22 protein-coding genes are annotated in these 23,416 nt (G+C 63.9%); 17 read left to right on the top strand and 5 right to left on the bottom strand.

Annotation, left to right across the window (positions count from 1 at the left end; translation table 11 throughout):
* From BMI88_RS02370 to ugpC, 9 genes are all read left to right on the top strand, one after another.
* Positions 1-873, top strand: coding sequence for an ABC transporter permease (locus tag BMI88_RS02370; RefSeq protein ID WP_078545692.1), 873 nt, complete (start codon positions 1-3; stop codon positions 871-873).
* A complete protein-coding gene (locus BMI88_RS02375; protein ID WP_078519941.1) occupies positions 866-1,699 on the top strand; it encodes an ABC transporter permease in 834 nt (277 codons plus the stop codon). The genes BMI88_RS02370 and BMI88_RS02375 overlap by 8 nt, the downstream gene beginning before the upstream one ends.
* A gap of 21 nt (positions 1,700-1,720) precedes the next feature.
* Positions 1,721-2,896 carry an iron-containing alcohol dehydrogenase gene (locus BMI88_RS02380; protein WP_078545694.1) on the top strand — a complete coding sequence of 392 codons (1,176 nt, stop codon included), beginning with the start codon at positions 1,721-1,723 and terminating at the stop codon, positions 2,894-2,896.
* Between the two features lie 365 nt (positions 2,897-3,261).
* Positions 3,262-4,332 (top strand): LacI family DNA-binding transcriptional regulator, encoded by a 1,071-nt coding sequence (locus BMI88_RS02385; protein ID WP_078545697.1) that lies wholly within the window; start codon positions 3,262-3,264, stop codon positions 4,330-4,332.
* Position 4,333: 1 nt separating this feature from the next.
* A complete protein-coding gene (locus BMI88_RS02390; RefSeq protein ID WP_078545699.1) occupies positions 4,334-5,596 on the top strand; it encodes an extracellular solute-binding protein in 1,263 nt (420 codons plus the stop codon).
* Between the two features lie 68 nt (positions 5,597-5,664).
* Positions 5,665-6,732: a sugar ABC transporter permease gene (locus BMI88_RS02395; protein ID WP_078545702.1), complete on the top strand. Its 1,068-nt coding sequence runs from the start codon at positions 5,665-5,667 to the stop codon at positions 6,730-6,732.
* Between the two features lies 1 nt (position 6,733).
* Complete coding sequence (locus tag BMI88_RS02400; protein ID WP_078519936.1) at positions 6,734-7,612, top strand: carbohydrate ABC transporter permease; 879 nt, start codon at positions 6,734-6,736, stop codon at positions 7,610-7,612.
* A gap of 6 nt (positions 7,613-7,618) precedes the next feature.
* Positions 7,619-8,611: a levansucrase gene (locus tag BMI88_RS02405; protein WP_078545704.1), complete on the top strand. Its 993-nt coding sequence runs from the start codon at positions 7,619-7,621 to the stop codon at positions 8,609-8,611.
* 1 nt (position 8,612) lies between these two features.
* Positions 8,613-9,683: a sn-glycerol-3-phosphate ABC transporter ATP-binding protein UgpC gene (gene ugpC, locus BMI88_RS02410; protein WP_078545706.1), complete on the top strand. Its 1,071-nt coding sequence runs from the start codon at positions 8,613-8,615 to the stop codon at positions 9,681-9,683.
* A 156-nt stretch (positions 9,684-9,839) separates the two neighbouring features.
* Here ugpC and BMI88_RS02415 read toward each other — a convergent pair whose 3' ends face one another.
* Genes BMI88_RS02415 through otnK form a run of 3 tightly spaced genes read right to left on the bottom strand, consistent with a single transcriptional unit; the run spans position 9,840 to position 12,681 of the window.
* On the bottom strand, positions 9,840-10,733 hold the full coding sequence (locus BMI88_RS02415) for an NAD(P)-dependent oxidoreductase (RefSeq protein WP_078545709.1): 894 nt from the start codon (positions 10,731-10,733) through the stop codon (positions 9,840-9,842).
* Between the two features lie 39 nt (positions 10,734-10,772).
* The gene (otnC, locus tag BMI88_RS02420; RefSeq protein WP_078545712.1) at positions 10,773-11,411 is read right to left on the bottom strand and encodes a 3-oxo-tetronate 4-phosphate decarboxylase; all 639 of its coding nucleotides are present in this window, start codon (positions 11,409-11,411) and stop codon (positions 10,773-10,775) included.
* Positions 11,401-12,681: a 3-oxo-tetronate kinase gene (otnK, locus tag BMI88_RS02425; protein WP_078545714.1), complete on the bottom strand. Its 1,281-nt coding sequence runs from the start codon at positions 12,679-12,681 to the stop codon at positions 11,401-11,403. Before otnK ends, otnC begins: the two co-directional genes overlap by 11 nt.
* 198 nt (positions 12,682-12,879) lie before the next feature.
* Here otnK and ltnD point away from each other — a divergent pair, with 198 nt between their 5' ends.
* On the top strand, positions 12,880-13,806 hold the full coding sequence (gene ltnD, locus BMI88_RS02430; protein WP_078545716.1) for an L-threonate dehydrogenase: 927 nt from the start codon (positions 12,880-12,882) through the stop codon (positions 13,804-13,806).
* A 3-nt stretch (positions 13,807-13,809) separates the two neighbouring features.
* Positions 13,810-14,580 carry a 2-oxo-tetronate isomerase gene (gene otnI / locus BMI88_RS02435; RefSeq protein ID WP_078545717.1) on the top strand — a complete coding sequence of 257 codons (771 nt, stop codon included), beginning with the start codon at positions 13,810-13,812 and terminating at the stop codon, positions 14,578-14,580.
* A gap of 19 nt (positions 14,581-14,599) precedes the next feature.
* On the opposite strand, the gene BMI88_RS02440 is transcribed toward otnI, so the two are convergent.
* Positions 14,600-15,655 carry an aldo/keto reductase gene (locus BMI88_RS02440; protein WP_078519928.1) on the bottom strand — a complete coding sequence of 352 codons (1,056 nt, stop codon included), beginning with the start codon at positions 15,653-15,655 and terminating at the stop codon, positions 14,600-14,602.
* 40 nt (positions 15,656-15,695) lie between these two features.
* On the bottom strand, positions 15,696-16,379 hold the full coding sequence (locus BMI88_RS02445) for an aspartate/glutamate racemase family protein (protein WP_078545719.1): 684 nt from the start codon (positions 16,377-16,379) through the stop codon (positions 15,696-15,698).
* Between the two features lie 431 nt (positions 16,380-16,810).
* Between BMI88_RS02445 and BMI88_RS02450 the strand changes: the two genes are divergently transcribed.
* The 6 genes from BMI88_RS02450 (at position 16,811) to BMI88_RS02475 (ending at position 23,416) form a co-directional block, all read left to right on the top strand.
* Positions 16,811-17,773, top strand: a complete 963-nt coding sequence (locus tag BMI88_RS02450; protein ID WP_075776414.1) for an ABC transporter permease — start codon at positions 16,811-16,813, stop codon at positions 17,771-17,773.
* A 168-nt stretch (positions 17,774-17,941) separates the two neighbouring features.
* The gene (locus BMI88_RS02455) at positions 17,942-18,874 is read left to right on the top strand and encodes a sugar-binding protein (RefSeq protein WP_078519926.1); all 933 of its coding nucleotides are present in this window, start codon (positions 17,942-17,944) and stop codon (positions 18,872-18,874) included.
* Positions 18,875-18,939: 65 nt separating this feature from the next.
* Positions 18,940-20,442 carry a sugar ABC transporter ATP-binding protein gene (locus BMI88_RS02460; RefSeq protein WP_078539965.1) on the top strand — a complete coding sequence of 501 codons (1,503 nt, stop codon included), beginning with the start codon at positions 18,940-18,942 and terminating at the stop codon, positions 20,440-20,442.
* Between the two features lie 46 nt (positions 20,443-20,488).
* Positions 20,489-21,382, top strand: coding sequence for an NAD(P)-dependent oxidoreductase (locus BMI88_RS02465; protein ID WP_078545721.1), 894 nt, complete (start codon positions 20,489-20,491; stop codon positions 21,380-21,382).
* Positions 21,383-21,504: 122 nt separating this feature from the next.
* Positions 21,505-22,530, top strand: a complete 1,026-nt coding sequence (locus tag BMI88_RS02470) for a LacI family DNA-binding transcriptional regulator (RefSeq protein WP_078545723.1) — start codon at positions 21,505-21,507, stop codon at positions 22,528-22,530.
* A 43-nt stretch (positions 22,531-22,573) separates the two neighbouring features.
* Positions 22,574-23,416, top strand: a complete 843-nt coding sequence (locus BMI88_RS02475) for an SDR family NAD(P)-dependent oxidoreductase (protein WP_078545725.1) — start codon at positions 22,574-22,576, stop codon at positions 23,414-23,416.

The following is a 23,416-nucleotide window of genomic DNA, read 5'->3' on the forward strand; positions in this document are numbered from 1 at the left end:
ATGGCCGAGATACAGAAATCCTGGCGGGACGGGGCATTGCGCCTGTCGACCTTGCCGCTCCTGCTGCTGATGGGGCTGTTCTTCGTGATCCCACTGATCATGACGGCGCTCCTGAGTTTTCAGGGCACGCAATATTACCGGCTCGTCTGGACTTGGGATCTGAAGGTCTGGACCGACGTGTTCAGCCAGGTCCACTACTGGACGATCATGTGGCGCACCTTGATGATGGCGCTGGTCTGCACGGTGCTCTGCACCATCCTCGCGATCCCGATCGCCTATGGCATGCTGCATCGACTGTCGCGCTGGTCCGACCATATCACGCTGCTGATGGTCTTCGCCTTTCTCACCGATGCAGTCCTGAAGACCTTCGGCTGGGTGTTGTTTCTCGACCGTTCCGGCGTGCTGAATGGCACGCTCGAGGCGATCGGGTTCCCACCGGCCGCGGTGAACGTGCTCTTCACGCCGAACGCGACGATGATCGGCATGGTCTACAACCTGCTGCCCTACACGATCTTCACCATCGCGCTCTCCATGGCGCGGATCGACGGAGATCTGGTGCTCGCGGCACGTGACGCGGGTGCGTCCCGGCTGCGCGCCTTCATCGAGGTGACCTTGCCGCTTGCCAAGCCCGGTATCTGGGCGGGGGCGGTTCTGGTGTTCGTCCTCAGCCTCGGCGTCTTTCTCGAGCCGAAGGTGATGGGGGGCGGGACCTCTCCGCTCGCGGCGGAACTGATCCGACAGAGTTTCGAGACCCGCGTGAACTGGCCCCTGGGCGCGGCGCTGACGCTCGTGCTGATCGTGATCGGGGCGGCGGCTTTGACGGTGGCCGGAGCGGTCGCGCTCTGGCAGGCGCGGAGGGTGGTAAATGACTGATCGCATGGAAAAGCGAATTGCGGATGTCCTGCTTTACGGCTCCGTGTTCGCCGCGCTGATTTTCTTCTACATCCCGATTGCTACGCTGGTCCTGTTCTCCTTCACCAAGAGCCGCTTCCTGTCCTGGCCGATCCCCGAATTTTCGACCCGCTGGTATGGCGAGTTGCTGGCGGATCGCGATTTCTGGTCCGCGCTTGGCAATTCGGCGCTTCTCGCGGTGCTCGCGACGGTCTTCGCGACGCTTCTCGGCATCGGGGGCGCCTTCGCCTGGAGCCGCTACAAGTTCCGCTTCCAATGGGGCTTTCGCATCCTGACCTTCGCGCCGCTTCTGTTCCCGCAGCTTCTGCTGGGCGTCGTGATGCTCTTGTGGTTCTCGGTGCTGGCCGGCTGGCTGAACATGTCGCCCGGGCTTTGGTCTGCGGTGATCGGGCATGTCATCTACATCACGCCGTTCTGCATCGTGATCATCTCGGTGCAGATGCAGGGCTATGACAACACGCTCGACTATGCCGCCGAGGATGCAGGGGCGACCCGCTGGCAGATCCTGCGGGAGATCACGCTTCCCCTGATCTGGCCGGGGATCTTCTCGGCCGCGATCTTCGCCTTCCTGCTGTCGTGGGGGAATTTCTACATCACCTACAGCCTCTCGGGCTCGACGCGCACGCTCCCGACCTTCGTCTTCTCGGGGATCGCTGTGGGGTCGTCCCCGATCTACCCGGCCCTCGCAACGCTGACCTTCATCCCCGCCTTGGTATTGATCTTCGCCGTCGACAGGTTGCGCAAACGCGCCGCCCGTCGCCGCCTGAGCGCGATTGCCGAGAGCTGATCACTTCGACAGGACCTTCCCATGAGTGAATTCGATTTTGCGAGCCTCCACGCGCGCTGGAGTTTCCCGACGCAAGTCTGGTTCGGAGCCTGGCGCCTGTCCGATCTTCCCGCAGGCCTGGCGGAGATCGGTGCGAAGGCACCGCTGCTGATCACCGACAGAGGCCTCGCGACCTCTTCGATCGCAACGCAGGCGCTGGAGATCGTGAAAGCTGTAGGCATGGAGCCCGGGTTTTTCCACGATGTGCAGCCGAACCCCACTGTGGAAAATGTCATGACGGGACGGGAGGTCTTGCGCAACGGCGGCCATGATTGCGTCATTGCGCTTGGTGGGGGCTCCGCGATGGATGCTGCCAAGGCGGTCGCGATGATGGCGGGGCAGTCGCGCCCGCTGATGGATTTCGAGGATGTCGGCGACAACTTCCGGCGCGTTCAGACCGAGGGAATGGTACCTGTCATCGCGATCCCGACAACGGCAGGGACGGGCTCCGAATTCGGCAGATCGTCGGTGATCACCGATACCCAGACCCATCGCAAGGTCATCATCTTCCACCCCGAGATGCTGCCGGAGCTGGTCATCCTCGATCCCGAGCTGACCGTTGGCCTGCCGCCGACTTTGACGGCCGCAACCGGTATGGATGCGCTTTCGCACGCGCTGGAAGCGCTCTGTGCGCCGGGCTGGCACCCGATGGCCGATGGCTTGGCCCTGACGGCATTGAAGATGATCGATGGAGCCCTCGCGACGGCCTATTGGGAGCCCGAAAATCTGGAGGCGCGCTCGAACATGATCGTCGCCTCCGCGATGGCCTGCACGGCCCTGCAAAAGGGGCTCGGCGCGGTGCATGCCTTGGCGCATCCGTTGGGCGCGCGTTACGATGCGCATCACGGAATGCTCAATGCGGTGCTGATGCCCCATGTGCTCCGCTTCAACCTGCCTGCCGTGAGAGAGCAGATGGCGACGCTCGCGCATGAATTGCGGCTCGAGGGCAACGATCCCGGCGCGGCGGTTCTTGCCTGGCTCGAGGCGTTGCAGGCGCGCATCGACATGCCTTCGACGCTGAGCGAAATGGGCGTGAAGGTGAATGACAGTGATATTCCCGATCTGATCGCCGATGCGTTGCGCGATCCGTGCGCCGGAGGCAATCCGATCCGCTTGGACGCGGAAGGGGTCGAGCAGATCTTGCGGGCCGCACGCTGACTGCCGGGTTGCGGCGCATGCGATCCTCAAGGCATGGGGGAGCGGCCTGTCGTCGCTCGGCGTCGGCCTTGTCGTACTGCCCGGCTACAATCGGCCCGAGAACGATCGCGCGCGTGCGGGCCCTGCGCTTCACCTGCGCGGGAATATGCATTCCGACGGTAAAGCCCCGCTTATCGATCACCCGGACTTCGTGGTGGTGCTGAGTGTTCTGGGAGAGCACCAGTTCGGGATAGCGCACTTCTTAGGCGCAAGGGGCACGGCCTAAGGGTCGCATTCCAACTCAATTTGACATCGATGACATTTCTGATTATGACATCGATGTCTTTTGGGAGTCGCGGAGTTTTCTCTGCGTTGGAGGGGCCGTCGTGTCGACGATTTACGATGTAGCAAAGTTGGCCGGCGTTTCGCCGAAAACGGTGTCGCGCGTCGTGAATGGGGATGCGCCGGTCGGCAAAAAGACCCGCGAGAAGGTGGAAACCGCCATTCGCGAGCTGAAATATGTCCCCTCGAGCGCGGCACGCATGATGCGCTCGAACCGGTCGGGACTGATCGGCGTCGTGACGGGGGCAATTTCGCGCACGGCCGAACTGTCCGACCCCAAGGGCCTGCCCGATCTGTTCATCCTTCAGGGCATTCAGCAGGTCGTCGCCGAGCGCGATCTGACCTTGATGATCGCGGATACGGCCGGACAGATCGACAAGGTTCCTGCGCTCCTGCGCACGTTTCAGGAGCATCGGGTCGAGGGGCTGATCTATGTCGCCGACTATCACAAGCGGGTGGCCTTCGAGACCGCGACACCGGCTTGCCCGCTGGTGCTCGCAAACTGCTACGACGCGCACGGAACCCCGGCGATCGTGCCCGACGACAAGGCCTGTGAGAAACGGCTCGTCGAGCGTCTGACCGCGCATGGCCACAGGCGCATTGCCTATCTGACATTCGATCCCGCGATGGATGCGGTGCCGCTTCGCATCGAGGGGTATCGCGAAGCGCTTGAAGCCGCGGGGATCGCCTACGACCCCGCGCTCGTATCGACAGGCTACCCGATCAACACCGAATTTCTGCACCGGTGGCTCGACGAGGCGCTCGACCGGATCCTCGCGCTGCCGGAACCGCCAACCGTGATCTGCTGCGGCAATGACGAGATGGCGATGCAGCTTTACGGATTGCTGCGCACCCGCGGCATCCGTGTCCCGGAGGATATCTCCATCGCCGGTTTCGATAATTACCGCGCGATCGCAGAGACCCTCTACCCGCCGCTGAGTACGGTCGAACTGCCCTATGCCGAGATGGGCAGGCAGGCGGCCGAGCTTTTGCTTTCCTTGATCTCGGAGGAGGCATCCCGTCCGCACGACCCCGTGCGGGTGGCGGGACGCGTATTCTGGCGCTCCTCTGTGACCGACCTCGAACTCGAAAGCCAGACATCCAAGGGAGGATGACATGAAACTATTGAATGTGACGGCCGGGGCGGTCATTGCCGCCACCGGGTTCTGCAGTGCTGCCTTCGCGACCACCGATCTGACGATGTGGTATCACGGTGCAGGCAACAAGGTGGAGAGCAAGATCGTCCACCAGATCATCGACGACTTCAACAAGAGCCAGTCGGATTACAAGGTCGCGCTGCAGAGCTTCCCGCAAAACAGCTACAATGACTCGGTGACGGCAGCAGCCCTCGCAGGCAACCTGCCCGACATTCTCGACATGGATGGGCCGATCATGCCGAACTGGGCTTGGTCGGGCTATCTGCAGCCGCTGCCGATCCCGGAAGATCACTTCAAGGATTTCCTGCCCGGCACCAAGGGCGTCTATGACGGCAAGCTCTACTCGATCGGGCTCTGGGACGCGGCGGTCGCGCTCTATGCGCGCAAGTCCACGATGAAAGAGCTGGGGCTGCGCACGCCCACGCTCGACAAACCCTGGACCAAAGACGAGTTCATGAGCGCGCTCGAGGCCGCGAAGAAGAGCGGCAAATTCGACTACGCGATCGATCTGGGCATGTCGGACAAGGGCGAGTGGTATCCCTATGCGTTCCTGCCCTTCCTGCAGAGCTTCGGCGGCGGGCTGGTCAACCGCGAGACCTATGACACCGCGGAGGGCGTGCTCAACGGCGATGCGGCGATCGCATGGGGCAACTGGTGGCAGTCGCTGTTTACCGAAAAGCTGGCGCCCGGCACCAGCCAGGACCCGGCAGCCCATGAAACCGGCTTCATCGACGGCAAATACGCCTTCTCGTGGAACGGCAACTGGAATGCGGTCAAGACGATGGACAAGGTCGACGATGTCGAGTTCCTGCCCGCGCCGGACTTCGGCAACGGCTCCAAGATCGGCGGCGCGTCCTGGCAGTTCGGCATCTCGGCCAGTTCCAAGGCTCCCGAAGGTGCGGCGGAGTTCATCAAGTTCGCGACGCAGGACAAGTATCTGGCGGAGTTCTCGGATGCGCTCGGCCTGATCCCGGCCACCAAGTCGGCCGCGCAGATGACCAAGAACTACAAGACGGGCGGTCCGCTTGCAGTGTTCTACGGCCTGTCCGAGGCGCAAGCCGAGAAACGTCCGGTGACGCCCGGCTACGTCGTCGACTCCAAGGTGTTCCAGAAGGCCGCCGCGGATATCGCGGACGGGGCTGACGTGATCGACACGCTCGATTCCGCCACCGACCAGATCAACGCCGATATCAAGCGCAACGACGGCTACAAGAAGAACTGAGCCGCTGTGCCGCGGGGGCGCGCGATTGCCGCGCCCCCACCTCCAACTTCAGACCGGGAGACCGCGCCATGCGCTCGTCACTGACTTCCGCCAATCGGGCGGGATGGGCCTTTGCCCTGCCGGGCATCGTGCTGATCCTCGCCTTCATCATCACGCCATTCTTTCTGGGCGTCGGCTTCTCGCTGACCAACCAGCGGCTGATCTCGCCCAATGCCACGCGTTTCGTCGGCCTCGAGAACTACCGGGAAATGCTCAACATCGCGGTGGTCGACCTTCAGGCCAAAACCGATAGCGCGGGCAAGACCGTCACCGATGCCGATGGACAGGCCGAATTTCCCCGCCTGCGCTCCATCACGCGCAACCCCGACACGCCGCAATATCACGGCATGCAGGAATGGTTCCGCTGGGTCTCGGGCGACACGGCACATGTGGTGATCGCAAGCGATGTCGTCTTCTGGAAAGCGCTACTCAACACCTGCATCTTCGTGCTGATGGTCGCACCGATCCAGGCCGCGATCGCGCTGGGTCTCGCGCTGCTGATCAACCAGAAACTGCGCGGGATCACGATCTTCCGCACCATCTATTTCATGCCCGTGGTCGTCTCGATCGTCGTCGTCTCGCTGCTCTGGCGTTTCATCTATTCGGGGCAGAACGGGCTCTTGAACAACATGCTGTCCTTCCTGAGCTTCGGGCATTTCCAGCCCGTCGACTGGCTGGGCAATCCACATACCGCGCTTGGCGCAATCATCACGATGTCGATCTGGCAGGCGGTGGGCTTCCACATGGTGATCTGGCTTTCCGGGCTGCAGACGATCCCGCCCACGCTCTACGAGGCCGCAGCGATCGAAGGCTCGTCGAAATGGCAGACCTTCCGCTATGTCACCTGGCCGGGGCTGCGCCACACCGCAGTGCTCGTGCTGATCGTGATCACCATGCAGGCCTTCGCGATCTTCGCCCAGATCGACGTCATGACGAAGGGCGGCCCGCTCGACTCCACCCAGACGCTGGTCTTCCAGGCCGTGCAACGCGGCTACGGGATGCAGAACATCGCGGGCGGCTCGGCGATCTCGGTGATCCTGTTCCTGATCGTTCTGGTGATTTCGATGATCCAACGCTGGCTGACGAGGGAGCGCTGAAATGAGTGTCATTGGTTCCGATAACCGCAATCTGCGGCTGGGTGTGCGCTATCTCGTGCTGATCCTGATCGCGCTGATCTTCGTCCTGCCGCTGCTGTTCATGGTGATGTCCAGCTTCAAGCCCAGCGACGAGCTGCTGCGCGACACGTCGAGCCTGCGCGCCTTCCTGCCGGTGGGCCAGCTCAGCCTCGACAATTACACCGGTGCCTTCGAGCGCGCCCCGGTCGGGCTTTTCGTCTTCAACTCGATCTTCGTGACCGGGACGACGGTGCTGCTGTCGCTGGTGATCTGTTCGCTCGCCGGGTTCTCCTTCGTCTTCCTGCAATGGCGCGGGCGCGACGTGATGCTCTCGATCATTCTCGCGACCTTCATCGTGCCGTTCGAGACGATCGCGATCCCGCTTCTGCTGGAAGTGTCGAAACTGCCCTGGCTGGGGCTGGACGGGCTCAGCTGGGGCTGGCTCGACAGCTACCGCGTGCAGATCATCCCGTGGATCGCGGACGGGCTGACGATCTTCCTCTTCGTGCAGTATTTCAAAGGCCTGCCCGGCGAGCTGATCGAAGCGGCTCGCGTCGAGGGCGCGAGCTGGTTCCAGATCTATCGCCGCGTGGTGATCCCGCTCTCGGGGCCCGTCATCGCGACCGCTGCGATCCTGAAATTCCTGATCATGTACAACCAGTATCTCTGGCCGCTGATCGTGGTCCAGCAAGAGCAGTATCGCCCGGTGATGGTCGGCCTGCAGTATTTCTTCCAACTCAACCCCGCCTGGGGGGAGATCATGGCTTACCTGACGCTGATCACGGTGCCGGTTCTCGCCTTCTATCTCGTGCTTCAAAAGGCGTTCATCGCCTCCATCGCCTCTACCGGCGTGAAAGGATAATCCGACATGGTTCTCGCTCTCGACAAGCAATGGGTCTGGGACAGCTGGTATGCCCATGACGGCGAACGCTGGCATGCCTGGTTCCTGAAGGCCGACAAGTCGCTCGGCGATCCGGACCTGCGCCACTTCAACGTGAGCCAGGGCCACGCGGTCTCGGACGACCTGATAAGCTGGCAGCATCTGGGGACGTCGCTGGCCCCGGCGCCGGCCCCGGCCTGGGACGATCTGGTCACTTGGACCGGGTCGGTGCTGCGCGACGATGACGGGCTGTGGCACCTGTTCTACACGGGCGGTCGGCAGTCCGAAGACGGGCTCTATCAGCGCATCGGTCACGCGACCTCGCGCGACTTGCACAACTGGGACCGCGTGGGCGAGGGGCTCTGCCTCGACCTGACAGGCCCCAACGCCGCGCATTACGAGGCCGAACACATGGTCGGTCACTGGCACGACCGGGCGATGCGCGATCCTTGGGTGATGCGCGACCCCGCAGGCGACGGCTGGCTGATGTATTTCACCGCCCGCGCCCCCGGCATCGAAGAGGCGAACGCGGCCGGGGCCATCGGCTTCGCCACCTCGCCCGACCTGATCCACTGGGACCTGCAGCCGCCGGTCTTCGTTGGCGGGTTCGGTCAGCTCGAAGTGCCGCAGGTCTTCGAGGAGAACGGGCGCTGGTATTGCCTGTTCTGCACCGCCGCCGAGCACTGGAGCCGCGCGCGCATCGCGGACACCGGCATGACCCCGGTGACTGGCAACCACTACCTGATCGCAGACGACCCGCGCGGGCCGTGGCGGATCGCCCCCGGCTTTCTCGATGGCGCGAACCCGTGCCGGCGCTATGCCGCACGCATCCTCAAGACCGCCGAGGGGCTGGTGATCATGGGGTTCGACGACAACGGCCACGACCATTTCGTCGGCCAGATCCGGGACCCGGAGCCCGTTCTCGTGGATGCGGAGGGTTATCTGCACATCGACCCGGATGCCGAGCAGGGAGGAAAGTGACATGGCAGACATAAAGCTGCGCGGCCTGCGAAAGAGCTATGGCGCCCATGAGGTCATCCGCGGAGTCGATATCGACATCGCCGATGGCGAGTTCTGCGTCTTCGTCGGCCCCTCGGGATGCGGGAAATCCACGCTGCTGCGGATGATTGCAGGGCTCGAGGACATCTCGGGCGGCACGCTGGAGATCGACGGCGAGCGCGTCAATGACGTTCAGCCCCGCGAACGCGGCGTGGCGATGGTGTTCCAGAGCTACGCGATCTTCCCGCATATGAGCGTGCGCGAAAACATGGCCTTCGGCCTCACCATCTCGGGCGCCTCGAAGGCCGAGAAGGCGGAGAAGGTGCAGCGCGCCGCCGAGATCCTGCAGATGGAGCATCTGCTCGACCGTCGCCCCAGCCAGCTCTCGGGCGGCCAGCGCCAGCGTGTCGCGATCGGGCGCGCGATCACCCGCAACCCCTCGGTCTTCCTCTTCGACGAGCCGCTCTCGAACCTCGATGCGGCGCTTCGGATGGACATGCGCATGGAGATCGGCAAGCTCCACAAGCAGCTGGGCGCGACGATGATCTACGTCACCCACGATCAGGTCGAGGCGATGACGCTCGCCGACAAGATCGTGGTGCTGCGCGACGGGCTGGTGATGCAGTCGGGCTCGCCGATGGAGCTCTATCACAACCCAGCCAACCGCTTCGTCGCCGGCTTCCTCGGCGCGCCGTCGATGAATTTCCTCGAGGTCGAAGTCCTGGAAGCCGACAGTGAAAACGCCAAGGTCGCGCGCCACTCCATGGACCCGATCGTCGTGCCCGTGCGCGGTCGTAAGTTCGCCCCCGGCGACACCGCCCTGCTGGGCCTGCGCCCGCAATACGTCACCCCCAGCACGCCCGATGAGGGCGTCCTGCACGGTCAGGTGTCTCTGGTCGAACGGCTGGGCAGTGAAACGGTCGTCGATCTGGCGATGGAGGATGGCACGAGCCTGATCGCCGCCTTCAGCGAGGACAAGCAATTCGAACGTGGCGAACGGATCGATCTGGCTTTCGACCCCGCCCGGACGCATCTGTTCCACCCCGACGAGTGAGGGGTGGCGCTCATCAGCCCCGAAAATATCCTCCCGAAGGACCTGAGGCCGGCCATGCACGAACACGCAAAACGGCCGCCTCAGGTGGAGCCGGTAAATGCTCAGCCCGACCATTTCTGGCCGGGCTGAGACGTCGCTTTCGGGAGGTGCGTGGGCTTAGTCGAGCCCGTTCGCGCGTGCAACGAAATCCGCGAGATGCGGCACGTAATCTTCAGAGCCGTCGCCACCGGTTGCCATCGCCATCGCGAAGGCATTCTTGGCGGTGCTGGCGAGCGGGGTCGCGACCGTGACGGCATTGGCCATCGTCTCGACGTAGCGCAGGTCCTTGTAGGCATTGGCGAGCGTGAACTTGTGCGCCTCGCGGTTACCCTCGAGCGCGTAGCCCATGAAGGTCTGGTAGAAGCCGCAATCCATCCGGCCGCCCCGGATCACCTTGTCGAACTGCTCGATCGGAATGCCGACCTTGCGCGACAGCGCGAGGGCTTCGGAATAAAGCGCGGCATAGCCGAGAGAGATGAAGTTGTTGAGAAGCTTCATACGGTGGCCGTCGCCGAGGCTGCCCACGCGCACGATCTTGCCCGCCCAGGTGTCGATGACCGGTTCGATGCGCGCGAACAGCTCTTCATCGGCGCCGACCATGCAATCGAGCGTGCCTTCCCAGGCCTCTTTCGGGGTGCGGCTGAGCGGCGCATCGGCATAGGCGACGCCGATCGCCTCCATGTCCTGTGCGAGCTTCATCGTCATGGTCGGCTCGCCGGTCGAGCAATCAATGATCACGCTGCCTTCTTTCAGGCCCGGCGTCAGCTTCGCGACCGCCTCGGCGGCCTCGGGCGCGCCGGTGAGGCACAGGAAGATGATCGACGACCGGGCGGCGAGGTCTTCATAAGACGATGCTTCGGTCGCCCCGCGCGAGACCAGGTCCTCGATCGGCTTGCGGTTGCGGTGGGCGATCACGGTCAGCGGATAGCCTTTCTCGACGATGTTCTTGGCCATGCCGTGGCCCATCAGGCCGGTGCCGATGAAGCCGATGGTTTCCTGGGTCTTAGTCATTGGGTACTCCGCTTGGGTCGGTAGGTCGTGAAATTCGGGTCAGAGATTGAAACGCTTGCGCAGGTCCGCGACCTGCGACTGGGTGAGCGGGCGGATCGCGTGGCCCTGCAGCGCGAGGAACAGCTTGGAGGTCTCCTCCAGCTCTTCGGCGGCGTATTGCGCGTTCGACAGGCTGGTGCCTGCGACGACGGGGCCGTGATTGGCCAGCAGCACCGAGTGATGCGCGCTGGCGAGCGAGCGCACGGCCTCGGCCAGTTCGGGATCGCCCGGCGCGTAGTAGGGGACAAGCGGCAGCTTGCCCACGCGCATCACGTGATAGGCGGTCAGCGGCGGCAGCACGTCCTCGGGGTCGATGTCGCGGAGGATCGAGACGGCCGTCGAATGGGTCGAGTGCAGGTGGATCACCGCGCCCGCCTCCTGACGCTCGTCATACATCGCGAAATGCAGGAAGGATTCCTTGGTCGGCTTGTCGCCCGAGACGAAATTTCCATCCCGGTCGAAGAGCGAGATCCGGGTCGGATCGAGCGTGCCGAGCGAGGCGTTGGTCGGCGTCATCAACCAACCGCCATCGGGCAGCCGCGCCGAGATATTGCCCGAAGACCCTGCGGTCAGGCCGCGATCGAAGAGCGAGCGCCCGATGGTGCAGATCTGGTCGCGCAGACGGGTCTCATCCGACATGTTCGGCCTCCGGCTCCAGCAGGTCCCACGCCTTGAGGAAGAAATCCTCGGCGCCGAAATTGCCCGATTTGAGCGCGAGCGCGAGGCGTGGGCCGGACAGGCTCATCGTCCACGGCACGCCGGGGTCGATCTCCGGGCCGATGTCGAGCAAGCGCACCCCGAGCGCCGTCGTCACCGCGCCCGATGTCTCGCCGCCCGCGATCAACATCCGGGTGAACCCGGCGACGCGCAGGCGTTCGGCGACCGCGGCCAGCGTGTCTTCGACCAGCGCGCCGGAGGCGTCACGGCCCAGACGGGACTGGATCTTGCTGAGCTGCGCGGGATCGGCGCTGGAATAGATCAGGGGTGTGCTGTCAGCGGGCTGCGCGATGGCCCAGTCGGCGATCTCATCCGCGCTCTGTCTGCCTTCGGTCAGTGCCTCCACGTCGAGCGCGAGGCTCGGCAGGCCAGCCGCTTGCGCCGCCGCGATCTGGCCACGGGTCGCGACCGAGCAGGAGCCCGCGAGGATCGCGCAGCGGCCCTCCGGGGCTGGCATCCGATCCGGGGCGCTATGCGCGTCGCTCTGGTCGCGAAGTGCTGTGGCCAGACCCAGACCGATGCCCGAGCCGCCGGTGATCAGCGGCATCTCCGCGCAGGCCGCGCCGAGCGTCATCAGATCCGATTCGTCGATCGTGTCGGTGACGACGATGCGGGTGCCAGCCGCGCGTGCGGCCTCGAGCGCTTTGCGCAGCGCGGCCTCTCCCTGCCGGATCGTGGTGATGTCGATGGAGCCCACTTTCAGCGCCGTCTGCCGTCCTAGAACCCGCACCAGATCGGGGTCGCGCATCGGGGTGAGCGGGTGATCTTTCAGCGGGCTTTCCGACAGCAGGCGGTCGCCCACGAAAAGGTGCCCCTTGTAGACCGTGCGCCCGGTCGCCGGGAAGGCGGGGCAGGCGATGGTCAGGGTCGCGCCGGTGAACTCCATCAGGGCCTCGGTGACTGGCCCGATATTGCCTTCGTCGGTGGAGTCGAAGGTCGAGCAATACTTGAACATCAGGCGCTGCGCCCCGGCTGCGCGCAGGGCCTTCGCGGCCTGCAGGGACACCTCGACCGCGTCGGCTGCCGGAATGGTGCGCGACTTCAGCGCCACCACCACCGCATCGGCCCCTGAAAGGTCCATTTGCGGCCCCGGCAGGCCGATGACCTGCCGCGTCTTCAATCCGCTGCGTGACAGCATCAGGCACAGGTCAGTGGCGCCGGTAATATCGTCGGCGACCGCTCCGATCAGCATGGAAATTCCTCCCTCGGTCCACAGATCGCCGATCGCCCCGACGGCTCGGGACGGCGATTTCACATAGCCCTTGCCAAGCCGTTGCGGCTCGGGCTAACGATGTAATGACAACGCTATCATTCCAGCAATGCAAGCGCAAGATGGACGCTGGGAGGGGGCGGAGTGAGACTAGAAATCGGCGATTGAGAGGTATTCCGCATGAAGTCACCCCAAGAGACGAAGGTCTGTGTCATCGGTCTGGGATCGATGGGCTTCGGCATGGCCGAGAGCTTGCTGCGAGACGGGTTCGCGGTGACGGGCGTCGATGTGAATGCCGATGCGATGGAGCGCTTCTCCGCCCTTGGCGGCGCGGTTGCGGCTGACCCTGCGACGGGTGCGCAAGATGCGGATTTGGTGATCGCCGTGGTCGTCAATGCCGACCAGACAGAGCAGGTGCTTTTCGGACCGGGCGGCGCCGTTGCGACCATGTCCAAAGGCGGCGTCGTGATGTCCTGCGCCACGATGGCGCCCGATCTGGCGCGCATCTTCGCCAAGCGCTGCGCCGCGGTGGGCGTGGAGTATCTCGATACGCCGATCAGCGGCGGTGCGCTGCGTGCCGCCAGCGGTGAATTGACGATCATGGGCTCGGGGCCGTCTGCGACCTTTGCGCGCATCCGCCCGGCGCTCGATAGCGTCGCGGCCAAGGTCTACGAGTTGGGCGAGGAGGCGGGCACGGGTGCGGCCTTCAAGGTGGTCAATCAGCTTCTGGCCGGGGTGCATATCGCGGCGGCCTGCGAGGCGATCACCTTCGCCAAGGCGATGGATCTGGATCTGGAGAAGGTCTACGAGGTGATCACCGCCTCGGCGGGCAATTCCTGGATGTTCGAGAACCGGGTGCCGCATGTGCTCGAGGGCGATTACAGCCCGCGCAGTGCGGTGGATATTTTCACCAAGGACCTCGGGATCGTGGCAGATATCGGGCGGGATATGAAATTCCCGACTCCGATTGCAAGCACGGCGATGCAGATGTTCGTCATGACAGCGGCGGCCGGAATGGGGCGCGATGACGATGCCTCGGTCGCCCGGATGCTGGCGGATATCGCCGGTCTCGAGCTGCCGTCTGCCACGCCTGCAAGTGAGGGCTGAGCGATGCCGAAATTTGCCGCCAACCTGACGATGATGTTCACCGAGCACGATTTTCTCGACCGCTTCGCTGCGGCGAAAAAGGCGGGCTTCGATGCGGTCGAATATCTCTTTCCCTATGACCACCCGCCCGAGGCGATCGCGGAGCGGCTGCGCGAGCACGGGCTGACGCAGGCGCTCTTCAATCTGCCGCCCGGCAACTGGGCGGCGGGTGATCGCGGGCTGGCGGCTCTGCCGGAACGCGGAGAGGAATTCCGGGCCTCGATCGATACCGCGCTGCGCTATGCCGAGGCGACCGGGGTAGGGCGGGTCCATGTGATGAGCGGGCTGGCCTCACGCCAAGATACGGCAGCGCGGCAGGCCTATCGCGACTCGTTGCGGCGGGTCTGTGATGCGGCCGGGGCACAGGGACGCGACGTGGTGATCGAGCCGATCAACACGCGCGACATGCCGGGCTATTTTCTGGATGATTTCAGCTTCGCCGCCGATCTGATCGCGGCGTTGGGGGTGCCCAATCTCAAGCTGCAATTCGACATCTATCACCGCCAGATCCTGCACGGTGACGTGCTGATGGGGCTGCGGGAGATGGCGCCGATCATCGGGCATGTGCAGATCGCCGCGGTGCCGGATCGGCATGAGCCCGGAACCGGTGAGCTCGACGATACGCGCATCCTGCGTGAGCTGGACGCGCTAGGCTATGAGGGGTTCGTGGGGTGCGAATATCGCCCGGCGGGCCGGACCGAGGACGGCCTCGGCTGGATGCGCGCCTTCGCCTGAGACGAAGGCGCGCCCTTTATCAGCTTTCGATGTAATCGCGATGCAGCGCCCAGTCGCCCGGGCTGAACCGGTCCGAGGCGAATTGCTGCTGGTGCCAGTAGGGGTAGATCACGGGCAGCTTGCTGACCTCGTGCAGGCGCTTGAGTTCATCCTCGCTAAGCTCCAGATCTACGGCGCGGAAATTGTCGCGGAACTGCTGTTCGTTGCGTCCGCCGATGACGAGCGAGCTGACTGCAGGACGCGTCAGCAGCCATGCCAGCGCGACCTGCGCGGCCGAGACCCCATGCGCGTCGCCGATCTCGACCAGCGTGTCGACGATGTTCCAAAGCTTCTCTTCGTCGCGGATCGGCGGCTCGGTCCAGCCTGCGAACTGACGCGAGCCTTCCGGAGTGTCCTTGCCGCGGCGATGCTTGCCCGACAGGAGGCCGGCGGCGAGCGGGCTCCAGACCAAGACGCCCAGCCCCTGATCGACCGAGATCGGTAGCAATTCGTATTCCGCCTCGCGGGCCTCGAGCGTGTAGTGGATCTGCTGGGCCACGAAGCGCTCGCGCAGGCTCCGGTCGCTGACGCCGAGCGCCTTCATGATGTGCCAGCCCGAGAAGTTCGAGCAGGCGATGTAGCGGACCTTGCCCTGTTGCACGAGCGTGTCGAGCGCCGAGACCATCTCCTCCATCGGGGTCACGCCGTCCCATTCATGCATGTGGTAGATGTCGATGTGGTCGGTGCGCAGCCGCTTGAGCGAGCGTTCGCATTCGCGGATCAGGTGATAGCGCGAGAAGCCCTCGTCGTTGGGGCCGTCGGCGATCCGCATCCGCGCCTTGGAGGAGATCAGCACGTCGTCGCGCCGACCGTCGAGCACTTCGCCAAGGATCTCTTCCGACAGGCCGGTCGAGTACATGTTCGCGGTGTCGTAAAGGTTGATGCCGGCGTCGATGCAGGTGTCGACCAGCTTGCGCGCTTCGCTGACGCCTTGGGCGCCGACGGCCTTGAAGGCGCCTGCGCCGCCGAAGGTGAACGTGCCCATCGTGAGCACCGAGACCTTGAGCCCCGATCGTCCTAGGGTTCTGTATTTCATGGATATCTCCTCCTCTTGAGTACCGTTTCTTCAGGCGCGATCAGCGCGCCAGACGTCTTGCTGCATGGGCGATGCCCAGCGTCGGGCTGGTCAGGACCGGCGGGTCATCCGCGCTCGGTTCGAGCCGTTCGAGCGCGCGTGCCATCGAGGCCTGTGCCAGAACCACCACGTCGTTTTCGCGGGCGAGCCGGGCGATGCCTTCGGCCACCCGCGCGTCATGTCCCTCCCGGTCGCCCGATTGCAGCGTCTCGAAGGCGCCTTCGACGACCTCGCTCGTGATGGTGCTGTCCGCCCCGGCCTCGCGGCTGACGCGTTCGACCAGTTCGACGGTGGGTGTCAGGGTCGATTGCAGGGTTGCGAGCACACCGATGCGGCGGCCTTTTGCGACGGCCTCCTGCGCCATTCCCTCGTCGATACGGATCAGCGGAACGGGGCAGAGCGGTGCGATACGTTCGACCGCGCCGCCGAGGCTGGAGCAGGTCACGAGCACGGCTTCGGCCCCCGCATCGACCGCCGACCAGATCATGCCCGTCAGGCGTCGCGCCGTCATCGGGCTGACCGACCCCTCGCGGATCGTCAGGCGCAAAAGGCTCTCGTCGAGCATGTTGAACACTTTCCAGTCGGGCAGGTGCTCCTGCGCCAGGCCTTCGAGTTCCGGGATCAGCCCGGCGACGGTGTGGATCATCGCCAGGGGGCGGGGTGATTCGTAGCTTTCGTCGGTCATCGGCGGGCTCCTTTGTTGCGGTCTGGGTGCTTTCGCCCCGTTGGCTATGACAGCGCTGTCATGTTTTGCGAGTATCACCACGGACCCGGCGCGATGACAAGCCGGAATGTCTCAAGACCCTTGTTTGAAACGCTTCGGCGGGGGTCGGAACTATGTTCCGCCGGGGAGGGCGCGTCGTTCCGACACCTGTCCTGAGACAAGTTTTTGTTATTTGCTGATTGACAAGTCGTCTTTGCAGTTCGCAATATGACAGCGCTGTCACAGGAGGAATGGCAGCGCTAGCATTTTTGGGCGTATCCCCGTCCGACCCGCCAGCCCCTCACCGACGAGATCGGTTCCAGGATGAGCGAGTGGAACGTCGGGGATGCGGAGAAGGGAGGGGCGTTTTGGCACTGTCGGAAAATTCGGTCACGCCATCGGAAAGGAAATCCATGCGAGTCCTGCATCAATTGCTTCAACTGCGTCACATGCGTGAATTCAACGTTCTGATCGCGTTGATCCTGATGGGGCTGCTGATCAGCCTGTTCACACCGTATTTCCTGACCGTGTCGAACCTGATGGGCGTGTCGCGGGCATTCTCGCTGACGGCGATCATGAGCATCGGCATGGTGATGGTCATCATCACCGGCGGGATCGACCTGTCGGTTGGCTCCGCGATGGGGCTTGCCGGTCTGATCACGGCGCTCTGTTTCGACGCGGGCTATTCGCAATATGCGGCGGTGGCTGCGGGGCTCGGTGTGGGGCTTGCCTTCGGGCTGACCAACGGGCTGCTGATCACGGCGATCGGACTACCGCCCTTCATCGCCACGCTTGGCACGCTGAGCATCGGGCGCGGCCTTATGTACATGATCACCCACGGCGTGCCGCTGACCCCGGAGACGCCCGAGAGCTTCAGCTTTCTGGGGCAGGGCTATGTCGGCCCGGTGCCGGTGCCGGTGGTCATCCTGCTCGTGCTGACGCTCATCTTTACGGTCATCATGACCCGGACCCGCTTCGGTCGGCACGTCTATGCCACGGGCGGCAACGAGAACGCGGCGCGTCTGAGCGGGGTGAAGGTCCAGCGCGTCAAGCTCGCGGTCTATGTTCTGTCCTCGACGATTTCCGCGCTGGCCGGCGTCATCGCCTTCTCGCGCTATCTTTCGGCGGAACCGGCGTCCGGCTTTGGCTCGGAACTTGAAGTGATCGCTGCGGCCGCAATCGGCGGGGCGAGCCTCGCGGGCGGTATCGGCTCGGTGCTCGGCGCGGTCATCGGGGCTGCCCTGATCGGCGAGATCGCCAACGGCGTCGTGCTGCTCAACATCAACACCTATGCCCAGCAGGCCATTACCGGCGGCGTGATCCTGATCGCGGTCAGCCTGGACGTGCTGCGCAATCGGATGGGCGGGCGCGGCTGAGCCGCGCCGTCCGGGAAGGAACAAGATCAAGAAGCCGGACCGCGTCTCGAAGAGGAGAGAGCGGCGCGAGATCCGGACGAAGAATGCCCCGGTGCGGGGCGTGAAAACCGAAACTGCATCATCAACAGGGGCCCGCCGCGGTTGGTTGGGTCCGGAGGAGGAGACAAGATGCGTATTGCAATGAAAGCCGCCGCTGCGGTTCTGGCCCTGGCAACCGGTATGGGGACGGCTGCGTCCTATGCTCAGGACATCACCGTGGCGCTCGTGCCGAAAGTGGCCGTTCCGTTCTTCGACGACTGCAACACCGGTGGCGCGGAAGCGGCCAATGAACTGGGCGTGAAGTATCAGTGGGTTGTGCCCGCGAACACGCAGGGTTCGACGCAGGTCAAGATCATCGAGGACCTGATGGCACGCCATGTCGACGGGATCGGGATCTCGGTCAACGAGCCGAAATCGGTCGAAGGCATCATCAAGCAGGCCACCGATGCGGGCATCAAGGTCGTCACCTTCGACAGTGACAGCGCCAACAGCTCGCGCAGCATGTATATCGGCACGATCAACAAGCAGGCTGGCGTGACCATGGGCAAATCCATGGCGGAAGCGCTCGGCGGCAAGGGTGAAGTGGCGATCGTCACCGGTCAGCTCGGCGCCTCGAACCTGAACGAACGGATCGACGGCGTGAAGGAAGCGCTGGCGGACTATCCCGACATCAAGCTGGTCGCGACCGAAGGCACCGAGGATGACCTCGCGCGCGCCGTGTCGGTGACCGAGGCGCTCCTGCGCGCCAACCCGAACCTCTCGGGCATCTTCGGCATCAGCCAGGTCGGTGGCCCGGCCGTGGCGAAGGTTCTCGCGCAGCAGGAATTCGCGGATAAGAAAGGCCAGCTGAAGGTCTTTGCCTTCGACGATCTGCCCGACACGATCAAAGGCGTGAAGGAAGGCTTCATCGACGGCATCATGGTGCAGCGCCCGATCACGATGGGCAAGCTGGCGGTCGAGCATCTCGTGGCCCAGATCAAGGGTGAAGAGACCGACCCGCAGAACATCGACACCGGTGTGACCGTTGTGACTGCCGACAACCTCGACAGCTACACCAAGTAATCTCCGACAAGACCTGGGCGGGGCCAAACGCGGCCCCGCCCGACATTCTTCAGCCAGAGGCCGCGATGAAACCGTTTCTCGAAATGATCGGCATTTCCAAGACCTTTCCCGGGGTGAAGGCGCTGGACCACGTCGACCTGCATCTCAATTCCGGAGAGGTGCATGTGCTGGCGGGTGAGAACGGCGCCGGCAAGAGCACCCTGATGAAGATCATGACCGGCGTGCTGCGCGCCGATCCGGGCGGTGAGATCCGGGTCGAGGGCGAGCCCGTCGTCATCAAGAACCCGGTCCATGCCCGGTCGCTCGGCATCTCGATCATCTACCAGGAACTCGCGGTGGTGAATAACCTCACCGTCGCCGAGAACGTCTTTCTTGCGCGCGAGCCGCTGTTGCCCACGGGCCTGATCGACCGCACCAAGATGAATGCGGACACGCGCGCGGTGCTGCACGAGCTTGGCGTGGAAATCGACCCAGAAGCGATGGTCGGCACGCTTTCGATCGGTCAGAGGCAGCTGATCGAGATCGCCCGCGCCATCTCCTACAATTCCAAACTCATCATCATGGACGAGCCGACCGCGTCGCTCAGCCATCACGAGGCATCGACACTGTTGCGCATGTCGCGCAAGCTGGCCGCGCAGGGCGTCGGCATCGTCTTCATCTCGCACAAGCTCGAGGAAATCTTCGAGATTGCCGACCGCGTCACCGTGCTGCGCGACGGGCGCACCGTTGACACCCGGCCCGTGTCCGAGATGACGAGCGACCTGCTGGTGCGCCTGATGGTGGATCGCGAACTCGACCAGTTGTTCGGCCATCACATCTCCCACGCGACCGACGAGGTTCTGATGTCGGTGCGCAATCTCACCGAGAAGCGCGTGAAGGACGAAGGCGTCTTCGTGCGCGACGTCGATTTCGACCTGCGTCGCGGCGAGGTGCTGGGCTTCTTCGGTCTGGTCGGCGCCGGACGGACCGAAGTGATGGAGATGATCTTCGGCAGCCGTCCCCATAGCGGCGAGATTTCGATCAACGGCAAACCGGCGCGGATTTCCTCGCCCTCGGACGCGATCGAGCATGGGCTCGGATTTGTTACCGAGGATCGGCAATCGCGCGGGCTTGTCCTCGGCATGTCGGTGCGCGAGAATTTCTCGCTGACGCATCTGAGTGACTATTGCAGCCTCGACTTCGTGAACCGTCGCAAGGAAACCGCGGCCTGTGCGGATTACATCCGCGCGCTGGGCATCAAAACGCCGTCGCCCGAGCAGAAGGTGCTCAACCTGTCGGGCGGCAACCAGCAGAAGGTCGTCTTGGCGAAATGGGCCGCGCGCCGCCCGCAGATCCTGATCGTCGACGAACCGACGCGCGGGATCGACATCGGCGCAAAGGCAGAGGTCCACACGTTGCTGGGCAAGATGGCCGAGGAGGGCATGTCGATCATCGTGGTCTCTTCGGACCTGCCGGAGATCCTTGCGATCAGCGACCGTGTGATCGTGCTGAAGGAGGGGAAGATCAGCGGCGAGCTGACCCGAGAGAACGCCACGCAGGAAAGCGTGATGCTGGCGGCGACCGGCTGAGGCCGTCCCGTCGAACCAAATGTGAATGAACGAAACGGAGACTGAAATGACCAAGCGCGTAGTATTTACAGGCGGAACCGGCAAGGCTGGGCGTCATGCGGTGCCGCATCTGCTGAGCAAGGGCTACGATGTGCTCAATGTCGACCTCAAGCCGCTCGATTTGCCCGGCGTCAACACGCTGATCACCGATGTGACCGACAGCGGCGCCGTGTTCAACGCGCTCACCACCCACCACGACTTCGGCGGGTTCGAGAAAGGCGCGCCGCCTTCGCCGCCCGATGCGATCGTGCATTTCGCCGCGATCCCGCGCGTGCTGATCGAGCCCGACAACGTGACCTATCAGGCCAATGTCATGAGCACCTACAATGTGCTCGAGGCGGCAATGAAGCTCGGCGTGCGCAAGGTGATCATCGCTTCGTCCGAGACGACCTACGGCGTGTGCTTCGCCGAGGGCGACAAGGATTTCCACTCCTTCCCGCTCGAGGAAGATTACGACAGCGATCCGATGGACAGCTACGGCCTCTCCAAGGTCTGCAACGAAAAGACCGCCCGCGCTTTCGCCGCCCGCTACGGCGCGGATATCTATGCGCTGCGCATCGGTAACGTGATCGAGCCGGATGAATACGGCATGTTCAAAGGCTTCCTTAAGGACCCGATGAGCCGCAAGCGCAACGCCTGGAGCTATATCGACGCCCGCGATCTGGGTGAGATCGTGCATCTGTGCATCGAGAAGGACGGGCTGGGCTATCAGGTGTTCAACGCGGTCAACGACACGATCACCGCCGATATGCCGACCACCGAGTTCTTGAAGAAATACTGCCCGAACACGCCGATCACCCGCGAGATGGGTGCCGACGAGGCGCCGATTTCGAACCGCAAGGCGCGCGAGGTTCTGGGCTTCAAGGAAGCGCATCCGTGGCGCAAATACGTGGAGGTATGATCGCCACGGTCCCCGCGATGTTTTTAGCGCCCATGTACGTATGGCCTATGAAAACGCTGCCGCTAGGTGCATTTCTGGGTCATTGACTCGGGCTTGCCCGAAAGGAATTGGAGGAAAGCGTCATGGGGACCAAGCAGCGATTGCCTGACCGCAAAAGCAAGATCACGGTGCGCGAGGTCGCGCGCCGTGCCAATGTCAGCGAGTCGACGGTATCGCGGATCATGCGCAACAAGGGGCTCGTCGCCGAGTCCACCCGCGAGAAGGTCATGGAGACGGTCCGCGCGATGGGCTACGTCCCCAACCGCATCGCGGGCTCGCTGGCCTCGCTCGACTCCTTCCTCGTGGGCGTCGTCATCCCGTCGCTCTCCAACATCGTGTTCCCGGAGGTCCTGCAGGGCGTCCATGCCGGGCTCGAAGGAAGCGATCTGCAGCCGGTGATTTCGACCACGGATTACAATGTCGATCGCGAAGAGGCCGTCGTGCGCGGCATTCTCAGCTGGAAACCCGCCGCGATCCTGCTCGCCGGGTTCGACCACACCGACGCCACCCGCAAGATGCTCGAGCAAAGCGACATCCGCGTGGTCGAGATGATGGATATCGACAGCACGCCGATCGACATCGCGGTGGGTACCTCGCATCGCCGCGCGGGCCACGCGATCGGTCGCCACCTGATCTCGCGCGGCTACCGCCATTTCGGCTATGTCGGCCATGACTGGAACGCCGACCGCCGGGCGCGGCTGCGCTATGACGGGTTGTGCGAGGCGCTGTCCGAAGCGGGACTCTCGATCGAAGCGCATGCGATCGACGACGGACCCAGCTCGGTCGGGACGGGCCGGGAGCAGACCGCGCGCCTGCGTGCGTCGGCCCCGCAGATCGACGTCGCGGTCTATTCCAACGACGACATGGCCGTGGGCGGCGTCTTCCACTGCCTTGCCGAAGGTATCAGCCTGCCTGACCAATTCGCCATATTCGGCTTCAACGGTCTCGATATCGGCAAGGAGCTGCCCCAGCCGCTCTCGACCGTCCGCTCGAACCGTTATCTCATCGGCAAGAAGGCGATCGAGGAGGTTCTGGCCTCGCCCGAGCGCCCGTCGACACCCACCATCATCGACACTGATTTCGAGGTCTTCGCCGGCGCAACCGCCTGAGGCGCGCCGATCTCGGACACCGAACGAAAAAAGGAGAAATCCCATGCATCCCGCTCTCGCCAAAGGCAATGTCGCAGTCGTCACCGGAGGGGCCTCGGGTATCGGCCTCGCCGCCGCCCGCCACCTCGCCGGGCTGGGGATGCGTGTCTGCATCGCCGATCTGCCGGGGGCTGCGCTCGAAGCCGCCTACGACGCCCTGATCGCTGCGGGTGCGGCGGCGGCCGACGTAATGACGCAGGCCACCGATGTCTCGGACCGGGCGCAGCTCACGGCGCTCGCCGATGAGGTCTGGGCGCATTTCGGGCCGGTCAATCTGCTGATGAACAATGCGGGCATGCAGCCCGGCAGCTCGATCTTCGATGCGGAAGGCAACTGGGACCGCATTCTCGACGTGAACATGGGCGGGATCATCCGTGGTAGCCAGATCTTCGCGCCGCGGATGATCGCGTCGGGTGCGCCGGGCCTGATCGTCAATACCGGCTCCAAGCAGGGGATCACGACACCTCCGGGCGATCCGGCCTATAACGTGTCGAAGGCTGGCGTGAAGGCCTTCACCGAGGCGCTGCAGCACGAGCTGCGCAATCGCGAGGACTGCAAGGTCGAGGCGCGGCTGTTCATCCCGGGCTTCGTCTTTACGCCGCTCACCGCAGGCGGGCGCACCGAGAAACCCGCCGATGCCTGGACGCCCGAGCAGGTCGTGGAGTTCCTCTTCGACTCGATCGAGCGCGGCGATTTCTACATCCTTTGCCCCGACAACGACGTGGATCGTGCAACCGACGTGAAGCGCATCCTTTGGGCGGCGGGCGACATCACCGAGAACCGCCCGCCCTTGTCGCGCTGGCATCCCGATTACGGTGACGCCTTCAATGCGTGGCTGAAGAAGTGA

Source organism: Thioclava sp. F36-6, assembly GCF_002020305.1.
GTDB lineage: Bacteria > Pseudomonadota > Alphaproteobacteria > Rhodobacterales > Rhodobacteraceae > Thioclava > Thioclava sediminum.

Coding starts and splice junctions, on each gene's coding strand:
- BMI88_RS02370 (WP_078545692.1), top strand. CDS start 1: ATGGCCGAGATACAGAAATCCTGGCGGGACGGGGCATTGCGCCTGTCG.
- BMI88_RS02375 (WP_078519941.1), top strand. CDS start 866: ATGACTGATCGCATGGAAAAGCGAATTGCGGATGTCCTGCTTTACGGC.
- BMI88_RS02380 (WP_078545694.1), top strand. CDS start 1,721: ATGAGTGAATTCGATTTTGCGAGCCTCCACGCGCGCTGGAGTTTCCCG.
- BMI88_RS02390 (WP_078545699.1), top strand. CDS start 4,334: ATGAAACTATTGAATGTGACGGCCGGGGCGGTCATTGCCGCCACCGGG.
- BMI88_RS02395 (WP_078545702.1), top strand. CDS start 5,665: ATGCGCTCGTCACTGACTTCCGCCAATCGGGCGGGATGGGCCTTTGCC.
- BMI88_RS02400 (WP_078519936.1), top strand. CDS start 6,734: ATGAGTGTCATTGGTTCCGATAACCGCAATCTGCGGCTGGGTGTGCGC.
- BMI88_RS02405 (WP_078545704.1), top strand. CDS start 7,619: ATGGTTCTCGCTCTCGACAAGCAATGGGTCTGGGACAGCTGGTATGCC.
- ugpC (WP_078545706.1), top strand. CDS start 8,613: ATGGCAGACATAAAGCTGCGCGGCCTGCGAAAGAGCTATGGCGCCCAT.
- BMI88_RS02415 (WP_078545709.1), bottom strand. CDS start 10,733: ATGACTAAGACCCAGGAAACCATCGGCTTCATCGGCACCGGCCTGATG.
- otnC (WP_078545712.1), bottom strand. CDS start 11,411: ATGTCGGATGAGACCCGTCTGCGCGACCAGATCTGCACCATCGGGCGC.
- otnK (WP_078545714.1), bottom strand. CDS start 12,681: ATGCTGATCGGAGCGGTCGCCGACGATATTACCGGCGCCACTGACCTG.
- ltnD (WP_078545716.1), top strand. CDS start 12,880: ATGAAGTCACCCCAAGAGACGAAGGTCTGTGTCATCGGTCTGGGATCG.
- otnI (WP_078545717.1), top strand. CDS start 13,810: ATGCCGAAATTTGCCGCCAACCTGACGATGATGTTCACCGAGCACGAT.
- BMI88_RS02440 (WP_078519928.1), bottom strand. CDS start 15,655: ATGAAATACAGAACCCTAGGACGATCGGGGCTCAAGGTCTCGGTGCTC.
- BMI88_RS02445 (WP_078545719.1), bottom strand. CDS start 16,379: ATGACCGACGAAAGCTACGAATCACCCCGCCCCCTGGCGATGATCCAC.
- BMI88_RS02450 (WP_075776414.1), top strand. CDS start 16,811: ATGCGAGTCCTGCATCAATTGCTTCAACTGCGTCACATGCGTGAATTC.
- BMI88_RS02455 (WP_078519926.1), top strand. CDS start 17,942: ATGCGTATTGCAATGAAAGCCGCCGCTGCGGTTCTGGCCCTGGCAACC.
- BMI88_RS02460 (WP_078539965.1), top strand. CDS start 18,940: ATGAAACCGTTTCTCGAAATGATCGGCATTTCCAAGACCTTTCCCGGG.
- BMI88_RS02465 (WP_078545721.1), top strand. CDS start 20,489: ATGACCAAGCGCGTAGTATTTACAGGCGGAACCGGCAAGGCTGGGCGT.
- BMI88_RS02470 (WP_078545723.1), top strand. CDS start 21,505: ATGGGGACCAAGCAGCGATTGCCTGACCGCAAAAGCAAGATCACGGTG.
- BMI88_RS02475 (WP_078545725.1), top strand. CDS start 22,574: ATGCATCCCGCTCTCGCCAAAGGCAATGTCGCAGTCGTCACCGGAGGG.